Origin of the sequence: Pseudomonas sp. A-RE-19, assembly GCF_019956555.1 — a bacterium.
Taxonomy (GTDB): Bacteria; Pseudomonadota; Gammaproteobacteria; order Pseudomonadales; family Pseudomonadaceae; genus Aquipseudomonas.
This window is the reverse complement of the sequence record NZ_JAHBDQ010000029.1, coordinates 53,505-66,588: the sequence shown is the minus strand read 5'-3', so window position 1 is coordinate 66,588 and position 13,084 is coordinate 53,505. Positions and strand designations below refer to the sequence as shown.

Annotated in this window: 12 protein-coding genes; 6 read left to right on the top strand and 6 right to left on the bottom strand. The window is 60.3% G+C overall.

From position 1 onward, the window contains the following. Positions 1-142: 142 nt before the first annotated feature. From rpoH to ftsY, 4 genes are all read right to left on the bottom strand, one after another. Complete coding sequence (gene rpoH / locus KGB14_RS18910; protein ID WP_007897890.1) at positions 143-997, bottom strand: RNA polymerase sigma factor RpoH; 855 nt, start codon at positions 995-997, stop codon at positions 143-145. A 114-nt stretch (positions 998-1,111) separates the two neighbouring features. After that, entirely contained in the window at positions 1,112-2,134 is a 1,023-nt protein-coding gene (gene ftsX, locus KGB14_RS18905; protein ID WP_223488255.1) for a permease-like cell division protein FtsX, read from the bottom strand. Next, entirely contained in the window at positions 2,131-2,802 is a 672-nt protein-coding gene (gene ftsE, locus KGB14_RS18900) for a cell division ATP-binding protein FtsE (RefSeq protein ID WP_105340799.1), read from the bottom strand. Before ftsE ends, ftsX begins: the two co-directional genes overlap by 4 nt. Continuing rightward, positions 2,799-4,361: a signal recognition particle-docking protein FtsY gene (gene ftsY / locus KGB14_RS18895; protein ID WP_223488254.1), complete on the bottom strand. Its 1,563-nt coding sequence runs from the start codon at positions 4,359-4,361 to the stop codon at positions 2,799-2,801. The genes ftsE and ftsY overlap by 4 nt, the downstream gene beginning before the upstream one ends. Positions 4,362-4,704: 343 nt before the next feature. On the opposite strand from ftsY, the gene KGB14_RS18890 reads away from it, so the two are divergent. The 4 genes from KGB14_RS18890 (at position 4,705) to KGB14_RS18875 (ending at position 9,244) form a co-directional block, all read left to right on the top strand. Next, on the top strand, positions 4,705-6,060 hold the full coding sequence (locus KGB14_RS18890) for a M16 family metallopeptidase (RefSeq protein WP_223488253.1): 1,356 nt from the start codon (positions 4,705-4,707) through the stop codon (positions 6,058-6,060). After that, entirely contained in the window at positions 6,053-7,543 is a 1,491-nt protein-coding gene (locus KGB14_RS18885) for a M16 family metallopeptidase (RefSeq protein ID WP_223488252.1), read from the top strand. The genes KGB14_RS18890 and KGB14_RS18885 overlap by 8 nt, the downstream gene beginning before the upstream one ends. Next, positions 7,543-8,160, top strand: a complete 618-nt coding sequence (gene rsmD / locus KGB14_RS18880; protein ID WP_223488251.1) for a 16S rRNA (guanine(966)-N(2))-methyltransferase RsmD — start codon at positions 7,543-7,545, stop codon at positions 8,158-8,160. Before KGB14_RS18885 ends, rsmD begins: the two co-directional genes overlap by 1 nt. A 73-nt stretch (positions 8,161-8,233) precedes the next feature. Beyond that, positions 8,234-9,244 (top strand): hydrolase, encoded by a 1,011-nt coding sequence (locus KGB14_RS18875; protein ID WP_223488250.1) that lies wholly within the window; start codon positions 8,234-8,236, stop codon positions 9,242-9,244. Positions 9,245-9,298: 54 nt separating this feature from the next. On the opposite strand, the gene KGB14_RS18870 is transcribed toward KGB14_RS18875, so the two are convergent. Further along, positions 9,299-10,153: a sulfurtransferase gene (locus KGB14_RS18870; RefSeq protein ID WP_223488249.1), complete on the bottom strand. Its 855-nt coding sequence runs from the start codon at positions 10,151-10,153 to the stop codon at positions 9,299-9,301. Positions 10,154-10,197: 44 nt separating this feature from the next. Beyond that, positions 10,198-10,869, bottom strand: coding sequence for a TetR/AcrR family transcriptional regulator (locus KGB14_RS18865; RefSeq protein ID WP_223488248.1), 672 nt, complete (start codon positions 10,867-10,869; stop codon positions 10,198-10,200). 141 nt (positions 10,870-11,010) lie between these two features. Here KGB14_RS18865 and KGB14_RS18860 point away from each other — a divergent pair, with 141 nt between their 5' ends. Then, complete coding sequence (locus tag KGB14_RS18860) at positions 11,011-12,441, top strand: coniferyl aldehyde dehydrogenase (protein ID WP_223488247.1); 1,431 nt, start codon at positions 11,011-11,013, stop codon at positions 12,439-12,441. Between the two features lie 28 nt (positions 12,442-12,469). Then, complete coding sequence (locus tag KGB14_RS18855) at positions 12,470-13,015, top strand: twin-arginine translocation pathway signal protein (RefSeq protein WP_223488246.1); 546 nt, start codon at positions 12,470-12,472, stop codon at positions 13,013-13,015. Positions 13,016-13,084: the final 69 nt, after the last annotated feature.

Here is a 13,084-nt window from a genome sequence, read left to right as displayed (position 1 = left end):
GCGGTGTGTCATTCAGAAATAATGTCGACTGACACACCGCTTTCGCGGGCAAGCCTCGCTCCTACAGGGGGTCGGTATAAGCGGGTACAAACAAAAACGCCCCGATCAATGATCGGGGCGTTTTTTATTGCCGGTGCACAGATTATGCCGCAATCGACAACTTGAGCTTGTTCATCGCGCTCTTCTCGAGCTGGCGAATACGCTCGGCCGACACGTTGTACTTCTGCGCCAAGTCGTGCAGCGTGGCTTTTTCTTCTGCCAGCCAGCGCTGGTAGAGGATGTCACGGCTGCGGTCGTCCAGCACTTCAAGCGCTTCGTGCAGGTTGTGGTTGGAGTTGTCGCTCCAGTCGGCATCTTCCAGTTGACGGGCCGGGTCATACCGGTGGTCTTCCAGATAGTTGGCCGGCGATTGGAAAGCGCTGTCGTCGTCCGCTTCCGCAGCCGGGTCGAAGGCCATGTCATGGCCGGTCAGGCGACTTTCCATCTCGCGTACTTCCCGCGGCTCTACGCCAAGGCTTTCCGCCACGCGATGGACTTCCTCGTTGTTCAACCAGGCCAGACGTTTTTTCTGGCTGCGCAGGTTGAAGAACAGCTTGCGCTGGGCCTTGGTGGTCGCGACTTTCACGATCCGCCAGTTGCGCAGGATGAACTCGTGGATTTCCGCCTTGATCCAGTGCACCGCAAAGGACACCAGGCGTACGCCCATTTCCGGGTTGAAACGCTTGACCGCTTTCATCAAGCCGACGTTGCCTTCCTGGATCAGGTCAGCCTGGGCCAGGCCGTAGCCGGAATAGCTACGGGCGATATGTACGACAAAACGCAGGTGGGCGAGCACCATCTGCCGAGCCGCCCCCAAATCCTGCTCATAATAGAGACTCTCGGCCAGTTCACGCTCCTGCTCCGGTGTCAGCAATGGAATGCTGTTCACCGTGTGCACATAGGCCTCCAGGTTCGCACCCGGGACCAGAGCATATGCAGGTTGCAAAGAATTGGTCATACGAAAAAACCTCCGACTTACATAACTCGTGCAGTTCAGCACTGCGAAAATTGACCGGAAACCAAAAGGCAAGTTCCCATAAACGCTGAAAGCGTCAATACGAGCAAAATGATATTACTTTGGCGCAAGCTCCCGCAGGTGGCGTGCGACTGCAATCCATGCACCGATATACCCCAACAGCACCGCGCCAAGCAAGAGCGATAGACCGTCGGCAACTGGCACTCCGGCCAGCGCAAAATCACTGCCGTACAAACCGGCCAGTCCAACCACCGCGTCGTTCAGCCAGTTCAGGCCAAACGCCAATACGCCCCAGGAAAAAACTCCCGCACCGAAGCCATAAAGCGCGCCCATGTACAGAAAGGGCCTGCGCACATAGCTGTCAGTGCCGCCGACGAGTTTAATCACTTCTATCTCTGTGCGGCGGTTTTCAATATGAAGACGAATGGTATTGCCTATCACCAAAAGTAATGCAGAAACCAAAAGAACGGTCAGACCGAAGACAAAACGGTCGCCCAGCTTGAGGATGGCCGCCAGACGCTCGACCCAGACTAGATCAAGTTGCGCCTGTTGTACCTTCGGCAATTCGGAAAGTTTTTGTCTTAATGCTTCAAGCGCAGGCTTGTCGACCTCGTTCGGGGTCACCAGAACCACGCCTGGCAGCGGGTTTTCCGGGAGCTCCTTGAGCGCTTCGCCCAGACCGGACTGCTGCTGGAACTCTTCCAGCGCCTGATCGCGCCCCACGTATTCGGCATCGGCCACACCGGGTATGCCTTTGATCTGTTCGCGCAACGACTCACCCTGTTCAGGGCTGGCATCAAGTTCCAGATACAGGGAAATCTGCGCCGCACGCTGCCAGGAACCGCCGAGACGCTCGACGTTACTTAGCAAAAGTGACAGCCCCATGGGCAAGCTCAGGGCAACGGCCATCACCATGCAGGTGAAAAAGCTGCCGATCGGCTGTTTGCCCAAGCGGCGCAAGCTGTCCAGCAGACTGGCGCGGTGGCTTTCGAGCCAGGCGCGGAACAGCGTGGCGAAGTCCGGGCCGTCGTCATCGTCGCGTTTTTTCTTCTGCGGTTGCGGGTCGGCGGCCTTCGGGGCCACGCGCTCGGAAACCTTGGGGCTGCGTGTCGCACTCATACGCCAGCCTCCCCGTCGCCGATCAATCGGCCGCGCTGCAGAGTCAGCATGCGGTGACGCATGCGGGCGATCAGTGCCAGGTCGTGACTGGCGATCAACACGCTGGTGCCCAGACGGTTGATGTCTTCGAACACCCCCATGATCTCGGCTGCCAGACGCGGATCGAGGTTACCGGTCGGCTCGTCCGCCAGCAGCAAGGCCGGACGGTGAACGATGGCGCGGGCGATGCCAACGCGCTGTTGTTGACCGGTGGACAGGTCGCCAGGGTAGAGATCGGTTTTATCCGAGAGCGCCACGCGCTCCAGGGCTGAGTCCACGCGTTTGGCGACCTCAGCCTTGGACAGGCCCAGGATCTGCAACGGCAATGCGACGTTGTTGAACACCGTGCGATCGAACAGCAGCTGGTGGTTCTGGAACACCACGCCGATTTGCCGGCGCAGGAATGGAATCTGCGCGTTGCTGATCGTGCCCAGATCTTGCCCTGCCAACAGCAATTTGCCGGTGGTCGGACGCTCCATGGCTAACAGCAGTCGCAACAAGGTGCTTTTACCGGCGCCGGAATGGCCGGTGACAAACAAGAATTCGCCCCGACGGACTCGAAAGCTCAGCTCATGCAAGCCGACGTGACCATTCGGGTAGCGTTTACCGACCTGTTCGAAACGAATCATGAACGCTCCCGCTCGGCAAACAGTGCCTGGACAAAGGGTTCTGCTTCAAAAGTACGCAAATCGTCGATGCCTTCACCGACGCCGATATAGCGAATCGGCAAGCCAAACTGCTTGGCCAGGGCAAAAATCACCCCACCCTTGGCGGTGCCGTCAAGCTTGGTCAGCGCCAGGCCGGTCAGTTCGACGGTCTGGTTGAATTGCTTGGCCTGGTTGATGGCGTTCTGGCCGGTACCGGCATCGAGCACCAGCAGCACTTCGTGCGGCGCATCGGCGTCGAGCTTGCCGATCACCCGGCGAACCTTTTTCAACTCTTCCATCAAGTTGTCTTTGGTGTGCAAACGACCGGCAGTGTCGGCGATCAGCACATCAATGCCACGGGCCTTGGCGGCCTGCACGGCATCGAAGATGACCGACGCCGAGTCGGCACCGGTGTGCTGGGCGATGACTGGAATCTTGTTGCGCTCGCCCCAGACCTGCAATTGCTCGACCGCTGCGGCACGGAAGGTGTCACCGGCGGCGAGCATGACTTTCTTGCCGTCGAGTTGCAGTTTCTTCGCCAGTTTGCCGATGGTGGTGGTCTTGCCGGCGCCGTTGACGCCCACCACCAGAATCACGAACGGCTTGTTCTGCGAGGTGATTTTCAGCGGCTGCTCAACCGGTTTGAGCATCGCTGCCAGCTCGGCTTGCAGGGATTTGTACAGCGCATCGGCATCGGCCAGTTCTTTTCGGGCGACTTTCTGGGTCAGGCGCTGAATGATCACCGAGGTCGCTTCGACGCCGACATCGGCGGTCAGCAGACGGGTTTCGATGTCTTCGAGCAGCTCGTCATCGATGATTTTCTTGCCGAGGAACAGGCTGGCCATGCCCTCGCCAATGCTGGCACTGGTCTTGGACAGTCCTTGCTTGAGGCGGGCGAAGAAGCCGGCTTTGGACTCTTCGGTACGCACAGGCTCGACCGGAGTTTCGACGGGCGCAACAGGCGTGGCGACAACAGGAACGATGACAGGTGCAGGTGCAGGTGCAGGTGCAGGTGCAGGTGCAGGTGCAGGTGCAGGTGCAGGTGCAGGCTCAGGCTCAGGCGCTTGAACAACCGGAGCAACCGGGGGAACAAATGCCGGCACTACAGGCTCTGGAACAACCGGCGCAGCCTCGGCCACGAACACGGGTTCAACAACCGGCTCAACCACTGGCGCCTGAACCGGCTCAGGCGCAAACGCGGTCGGGGCCGGGATCGGCGGCGAAATGTGAGGCGCTTGCTCATCTTCGACCAGCGCCACCGGCTCTTCCGCCACCGGCAACGTCAGCCACGGCTGGGCGGCCGGCGTCAGTGGCAATGAGGCCACGACTGCGGTTTGAGGCTCAGACTCGGCCACGACTTGCAGTACCGGCTCGGCAATCGGCGCGAGCTGTTCTTCCATGACCGGCGCAGGTGTTGGCTCAGGAAGTGGCTGTGGCTGTTCGACAACGGGTTCCTGCGGCTTTTTGCGCAGCCATCCGAACAGGCTTTTCTTCTCGCCAGCCGCAGCTGGGGTCTTCTTGTCGTCGTTGGAACCAAACATGGAGGACGGCTATCTCACAGTAGCGACGCGCCAAAGGGCGCCCCGGCAATAAATAATTCGATGCAGAACAGACTGCGATTCATCCAGCTTGTTCACGCGCAACATTTTGTCGAGGTGCCAACAGCACCTCAAAGGTTGATTAATACGAAGGACTGGAGCGGCATCGTCGGCGAAAACGCGGAGTTTAGCTGACAAACTCAAAGTCCAAGCCGTAAACCCAAACAACCTACTGACCGATCAAAGGCCTGATAGGCGTGGCCGCCAGTAAAACGGATCAGTATCCTAGCACCCTCTCGCCCGCCGACGCTAAGACCAGCGGGCAGCCCAACAGGTTTAAAAACGAATGAATGCTCTAGCCCGCCGCGCTGCAGGCCTGCTGCTCAGCACAGTTTGTCTGCCCCTTTCAGCTCTGGCTGCCGACCCACAACCCACCCACGAATTCACCCTCGACAACGGTCTGAAGGTCGTCGTGCGCGAAGACCATCGTGCGCCGGTCGTCGTTTCCCAGATCTGGTACAAGGTCGGCTCAAGCTATGAGACCCCGGGCCAGACCGGGTTGTCCCACGCGCTGGAACACATGATGTTCAAGGGCAGCGAGAAAGTCGGCCCCGGTGAAGCCTCGCTGATCCTTCGCGACCTCGGCGCCGAAGAAAATGCCTTCACCGGCGATGACTTCACCGCGTATTACCAGGTGCTGGCCCGCGACCGTCTGGGCGTGGCCTTCGAACTGGAAGCCGACCGCATGGCCAACCTGCGCCTGCCGGCCGACGAGTTCGCCCGCGAGATCGAGGTGATCAAGGAAGAGCGTCGCCTGCGCACCGACGACAAGCCGATGTCCAAGGCCTACGAACGTTTCATGGCCATGGCCTACCCCGCCAGCGGTTATCACACGCCGACCATCGGCTGGATGGCGGACCTCGACCGCATGAAAGTCGAAGAGCTGCGCCACTGGTATCAATCCTGGTATGTGCCGAACAACGCCACCCTGGTGGTGGTCGGTGACGTGACCCCGGACGAAGTCAAAACCCTGGCCCAGCGTTACTTCGGCCCGATCGCCAAGCGCGACGTGCCACCGGCGAAAATCCCGCTGGAACTGGCCGAGCCCGGCGAACGGCAGATTACCCTGCATGTGCAAACCCAATTGCCGAGCCTGATGCTGGGCTTCAACGTGCCGAGCATCGCCACCGCTGAAGACAAGCGCCTGGTGAGCGCCCTGAGGCTGATCTCTGCCCTGCTTGACGGCGGTTACAGCGGCCGCATCCCGACGCAACTGGAACGTGGCGAAGAGCTGGTGTCCGGCGGTTCGTCGAGCTACGACGCCTATACCCGCGGCGACAGCCTGTTTACCTTATCCGCCACGCCGAACACCCAGAAAAAGAAAACCATGGCTCAGGCTGAAGCCGGTCTGTGGAAGCTGCTTGAACAGCTGAAAACCACCGCACCGTCCACTGAAGAGCTGGAGCGCGTGCGAGCGCAGGTCATTGCCGGTCTGGTCTACGAGCGCGACTCGATCACCAGCCAGGCCACCGCCATCGGCCAACTGGAAACCGTCGGCCTGTCCTGGAAACTGATGGACACCGAACTCGCCGACCTGGAAAGCGTGACCCCGCAAGACATCCAGAAAGCCGCCAAGCTGTATTTCACCCGCGAACGTCTCAGCGTCGCCCATGTACTGCCACAGGAGACGACTCATGAGTGAGCGTAAGAAATCGCGCCTGGCCCTGATCGGCCTGATCGCTGCCGCCCTGATCGGGTCTGCCGCTTTCTATTTGTCCAGATCCGACGAAACCAGGGCCAGCGAAGCCCTGGACAAGGCCAAGTCCAGCCAGAAGCTGCAATCGCTGGCAGAACTCGACGGCAAGGCCCCAAGCCATCGCTCACTGAACGTGCAGACCTGGAACACGGCTGAAGGGGCCAAGGTGTTGTTCGTCGAAGCCCGGGAGCTGCCGATGTTCGACATGCGCCTGATCTTCGCCGCCGGCAGCAGCCAGGACGGCGATGCACCCGGGCTGGCAGTGCTGACCAACGCCATGCTCAATGAAGGCGTGGCCGGCAAAGATGTCAGCGCTATCGCCCAGGGCTTCGAAGGCCTGGGGGCCGACTTCGGCAACGGCGCGTATAAAGACATGGCGATTGCCTCCTTGCGCAGCCTCAGTGCCGTGGACAAACGCGAGCCTGCCTTGAAGCTGTTCGCTGAAGTCGTCGGCAAACCGACCCTCCCCGCCGATTCGTTCGCCCGCATCAAGAACCAGATGCTGGCCGGCTTCGAATATCAGAAACAGAACCCCGGCAAACTCGCCAGCCTGGAGCTGATGAACCGCTTGTATGGCGATCACCCGTACGCACACTCCAGCGACGGCACGGCGAAAAGCATTCCTGCGATCACTCTGGCGCAGCTGAGAGCCTTCCATCAGAAAGCCTACGCCGCTGGCAATGTGGTGATTGCGCTGGTGGGCGACCTGTCGCGTGCCGAGGCCGAGGCGATTGCCGCACAAGTGTCTGCCGACCTGCCCAAAGGCCCGGCCCTGGCGAAAATCGAACAACCGACCGACCCCAAGCCCAGCATTGGCCACATCGAGTTTCCATCCAAGCAGACCAACCTGATGCTCGCGCAACTGGGCATCGACCGTGACGATCCGGATTACGCAGCGCTGTCCCTGGGCAATCAGATCCTTGGCGGCGGTGGTTTCGGCACCCGGTTGATGAGCGAAGTGCGCGAGAAACGCGGCCTGGCCTACGGCGTGTATTCGGGCTTCACCCCGATGCAGGCTCGCGGCCCGTTCATGATCAACCTGCAAACCCGGGCCGAGATGAGCGAAGGCACCCTGAAACTGGTGCAGGATGTGCTCGCCGACTACCTTAAAACCGGCCCCACCGAGAAAGAACTCGACGACGCCAAGCGCGAACTGGCCGGCAGCTTTCCGCTGTCCACCGCCAGCAACGCCGATATCGTCGGTCAGCTCGGCGCCATGGGTTTCTACAACTTGCCGTTGAGCTACCTTGAGGACTTCATGCAACAGTCCCAGAGCCTGACCGTCGAGCAAGTCAAAGCCGCATTGAACAAACACCTGAGCACGGACAAACTGGTCATCGTCAGCGCTGGCCCGACCGTGCCACAAAAGCCGTTGCCGGCCCCTTCTGACAAACCTGCCGAGCAACCGCTCGGGGTTCCGGAGCATTAATGGCCCGTCCATCGCGTCCTAAAAAACCTGTTCACAACGTGCATAACGGTGTGAATCAACTGCGCATCATCGGCGGTGAATGGGGCAGCCGAAAGCTGAGCTTCCCCGATGCACCAGGCTTGCGTCCAACGCCGGACCGAGTCCGTGAAACCCTGTTCAACTGGCTCGCGCCTTATGTCGCCGGGGCCAAGGTGCTCGACCCATTTGCCGGAAGTGGCGCTTTGTTCCTCGAGGCTTTGTCCCGTGGCGCAGCAATGGGCCAGGCGCTGGATGCCAGCAACATCGCGGTAGCGAGCATCAAGGAACATCTGGGCACCCTGCGCTGCACCACCGGCCAGGTACAGACTGCCGACGCCTTGCGCTATCTGGAAACCCAGCCGGCCACGGCGTTCGATCTGGTGTTTCTCGACCCGCCGTTCAATCAGAATCTGTTGCCGGTCGTTTGCACGTTGCTCGAAGAGCGTCATTGGCTGAGTGACGATGCGTGGGTCTACACTGAAAGCGAAACCGCACCGTCGATATTGGGTTTGCCAGAAAATTGGCGCCTGCATCGGGAGCAAAAATCAGGACGGGTGTACTACGCGTTGTGGCAACGTATGGCAGGGATAGCCGGTTAGTCCGGCCTGAACAAACGGTGCGAAGCTCAGCCAGCTAACGCTGCGGGTAAGCACCGCTGCATCGAGAGCAATCGTGTCCCATCTGTCAGAACGTTTCACCCCCCGTTTCAGCCCCGCCTACGGCCTGGGCAATCCGCACTTACAAACCTTGTGGGGACCGCTATGGCGCAAAACCACACATCTGGACCGCGAGCGCGAACGTTTATGGCTCGAAGACGGCGATTTCCTTGACCTGGACTGGCACGGCCCCCACAGCGCGAATGCGCCGTTGGTGCTGGTGTTGCACGGCCTGACAGGCTCGTCGAACTCGCCTTACGTGGCTGGCATGCAAAAGGCGCTGGGCGCCCAGGGTTGGGCCAGTGTCGCGCTGAACTGGCGAGGCTGTTCCGGCGAACCCAATCTGTTGCCACGCAGTTACCATTCCGGGGCCAGTGAAGACCTGGCCGAAACCATCAAACACCTACGGACCCAGCGCCCCCTCGCACCGCTGTATGCGGTCGGTTATTCCATGGGCGGTAACGTGTTGCTCAAGCATCTGGGCGAAACCGGCAGCAATAGCGGTGTACTCGGCGCGGTGGCGGTATCGGTGCCGTTTCGGCTCGATCAGTGTGCCGATCGTATCAGCCAGGGTTTTTCCAAATTCTATCAAGCGCATTTCATGCGGGAGATGGTCGCCTACATCAAGAACAAGCAGCGCAGGTTCCAGCATGAGGGGCATCAGGATGGCTTGGCGGCATTGGCGGCGCTGGGCTCACTGGAGAATATGCGTACTTTCTGGGATTTCGATGGCCGGGTGACCGCACCGCTGAATGGTTTCGCCGATGCCGCGGATTACTATCGTCGCGCTTCGAGTCGTTATTTCCTTGGAGAGATTCGTACGCCGACCCTGATCATTCAGGCAGCCGATGATCCGTTTGTCTTTCCTCATAGCCTGCCGCAAGCGGACGAGTTGTCCGCCTGCACCCAATTCGAGTTGCAGGCCAAGGGCGGGCATGTCGGCTTCGTCGATGGCTCGTTCCGACAACCGGGTTACTACCTGGAACGGCGGATTCCCCAATGGCTGGCCAGCACAGGGCGCAAGTGAACGGACTCCGATCAGGCCGTATCACCGTGCGCAGCCGTGATGATCGTTTGAGGCTCACTCGCCCTTGGCGATGCCGTGCCCGGGATCGTTGATCCATTCGCTCCACGAACCGGCATACAGCGCCCCCAACGGATAACCGGCCAGGCACAACGCAAACAGGTTATGGCAAGCCGTCACGCCAGAGCCGCAGTACGCGACCAGCTCCGTCGGCGAACGATCACCGAGCTTCGCGGCAAACCGCTGTTTGAGCTGATCCGCCGGCAGGAAACGCCCGTCGCTGCCCAGGTTCTCGGTGAACGCGGCGCATTGCGCGCCAGGGATGTGCCCGGCAATCGGATCGATCGGCTCCACTTCACCCTTGAAGCGCGGCAAGGCGCGGGCGTCGAGCAAGGTCAACGCAGGCTGGCCGAGACGTTGCTGGAGCTGCTCGGCACTGAGCACCAACGAAGCATCCGGCGTTCCGGTGAAGGTGCCGCGAGTGATCGTCGGCGGATCAAGACTCAGGGGCAACCCGGCTGCATGCCAGGCTTTCAGCCCGCCATCGAGGATGAACACGCCGTCGCGCTTGCCCAGCCAGGCCAGCAACCACCAGGCTCGCGCCGCGTAGGCGCCGGGGCCATCGTCGTACAAAACCACTTCGCTGTCGGCATTGATGCCCCATGCTTGCAAGCGTTCGATCAAATCGGCGGCTTTGGGCAACGGATGGCGCCCGGTAACTCCCTTGACCACCGTCCCGCTCAAATCACGCTCAAGATCGGCAAAACTCGAACCGGCAATATGGCCTTCGGCATAGCTGCGCTGACCGTAGTCCGGGTCTTCGAGGGCAAAACGACAATCCAGAATCACCAGCCCCGGCTGCTCCTTTTTCAGGTCCAACGCTTGAGGGCTGATCAGTTGCGCAATGGGCATAACAGGCTCCTGTGATGTTGTCGTCTTCAATCCTACTGCACTCTTTATCCCACTTCTTCCAGCGCTTGGGCCAGCGGCACATAAAACTCTTCAAACAGCGCATTCACCGCATCGCGAGATTGATCAGTAACGAAGCCGGCCTCCAGCACCAACACCTGATACACGCCCCGTTTAATGGCCTGTTCGCTCAGGTGGTTGGAGTTTTCCCGCGTGGTGCACAGAAAACGCACCCACGATGTGAGGATGATCCAGGCATTGAGGGTCAGGGATTCGATCTGAACCTTGTCCATGCACAGAATGCCGGCCTCGACGAAGCCCGCGTAGATGTGCGTGCCCTGGATCAGGCAGCGCTGGGAAAAGCGCCGGTAACGGGCAGCCAGTTCGGGATCGCTGTCGAGCAAGTGCTCGAGGTCGCGATGCAGGAAGCGGTAGCGCCACATGGCGGAGAGCAATTCCTTGAGGTAGAAGCGCTTGTCTTCGACTGTCGCGGCGCGACCCTGGGGCGGGCGCAGGAAGCTGTCCACCAGGTTTTCGTACTCACTGAACAACACGGCGATGATCGCCTGCTTGTTGGGGAAGTGGTAGTACAGGTTGCCCGGGGAAATCTCCATGTGGGCCGCAATGTGATTGGTGCTGATACTGCGCTCGCCCTGTTGATTGAACAGCTCCAGGCTGTTCTGCACGATGCGCTCGCTGGTTTTGATCCTAGGGGCCATGGCTTGAGCTTTAATTGTGCGATGGGGGCATCTTACGACCTATCCGCCCGTGGTTAAAACAAAGCCGCACCAAAGTGCCATTTGACTTCCTAGAGCATAAACTCTAAAAAGTTCCTCATTACAATAAATCCGGAGCCGACCATGCCTGCTGACATTGCCTACTTACAGAACCTGCAGCAGCCTCTGGAAGAGCTCCAAACCCTGTTCAACGCTCAGCGCGCGGCGTATGCAGCCAACCCGATGCCGCCCGCGGCACAGCGCCAGCAATGGCTAAAAGCATTGCGGGAGCTGCTGAGCACCGAACGCCAGGCCCTGATCGACGCCATCAGCCAGGATTTCAGCCACCGCAGCGCCGATGAAACCCTGCTCGCCGAACTGATGCCCAGCCTGCACGGCATTCACTATGCCAGCCGGCACCTCAAAGACTGGATGAAAGCCTCGCGGCGCAAAGTCGGCCTGGCCTTTCAGCCGGCGTCGGCCAAAGTCGTTTACCAACCGTTGGGCGTAGTCGGGGTGATCGTGCCGTGGAACTATCCCCTTTACCTGGCCATCGGGCCGCTGGTGGGTGCATTGGCGGCGGGCAACCGGGTGATGCTCAAACTCAGCGAATCGACCCCCGCCACCGGTTTGCTGCTCAAGGAATTGCTGGGCCGGGTTTTTCCCCAGGACCTGGTCTGCGTGGTGCTGGGCGAGGCCGATATCGGCGTGGCGTTCTCGCGGCTGCGTTTTGATCACTTGCTGTTCACCGGCGCCACCAGCATCGGCAAACACGTGATGCGCGCGGCGGCCGAGAACCTGACGCCGGTGACCCTCGAACTGGGTGGCAAGTCTCCGGCCATCGTTTCCCGCGACGTGCCGCTCAAGGACGCCGCCGAACGCATCGCTTTCGGCAAGACCCTCAATGCCGGGCAAACCTGTGTCGCCCCCGACTACGTACTGGTGCCGGAAGACCGCGTCGGCTCTTTCGTCGAAGCCTATCGTCAGGCGGTTCGTGGGTTTTATCCGACCCTGGCCGACAACCCGGACTACACCGCCATCATCAATGACCGACAACAGGCGCGGCTCAACGGCTACCTCAGCGACGCCACCAGCAAGGGCGCGCTGCTGATTCCGCTGTTCGATCAGGGCCAGGACCGACGCATGAGTCATAGCCTGCTGCTCAATGTCAGCGACGACATGACGGTGATGCAGGACGAAATCTTCGGCCCGCTGCTGCCGATCGTGCCGTACAAGGATCTCGATGAAGCATTTGCCTACATCAACCAACGGCCGCGTCCGCTGGCCCTGTATTACTTCGGCTACGACAAGCGTGAGCAAAATCGCGTCCTCGACGAAACCCATTCCGGCGGTGTTTGCCTCAATGACACCTTGCTGCACGTCGCTCAGGATGACATGCCATTTGGCGGCATCGGTGCCTCGGGCATGGGCCACTACCACGGCCACGAAGGTTTCCTGACCTTCAGCAAGGCCAAGGGCGTGCTGATCAAACAGCGTTTCAATGCGGCGAAGCTGATCTATCCGCCCTACGGCAAATCCATTCAGAAACTGATCCAGAAACTGTTTATCCGCTAACGATCATCACCGCCGGGTAATAACAATAATGAGCCCAAGCCTGTTCGACACACCCGCGCTGTCACGGCGCGGCCTGCTTAAATTCAGCCTCGGCGCCACTGCCTTTCTGGCCACGGCCGGATTAGGCGCAAGCCTCAGCGGCTGCTCGTCGAGTACCCCGGCCAGCGGTTTCGCGATTTTGCGCAGCGGCGACCTGCTGTTTTTGCGGGCACTGATCCCGGTGATGCTCGACGGCGCCGTGGCCGTCGAAAAAATGCCGGACGCCGTGGCCGAGACCCTGCAGTACCTGGATAACGGTCTGAATCACCTGTCGCCGGAAATGCTCAAACTGACCCGGCAATTGTTCGATGTGCTGGGGATGAGCATCACCCGCGGCCCCCTGACCGGGATCTGGGGCAGCTGGGAAAATGCCAGCAGCGAAGCTATCCGGCGTTTTCTCGACCGTTGGGAAAACAGCTCATTGAGCCTGCTGCGCATGGGCCACAGCTCCTTACTGCAAATGGTGATGATGGCGTGGTACAGCCGGGCGGAGTCGTGGGCGCATTGCGGGTATCCGGGGCCGCCTTCGGTTTGAGACCGTGGAGCCCCCTATCGCGAGCAGGCTCGCTCCCACAGGGGTTACGCGATCCATGTGGGAGCGAGC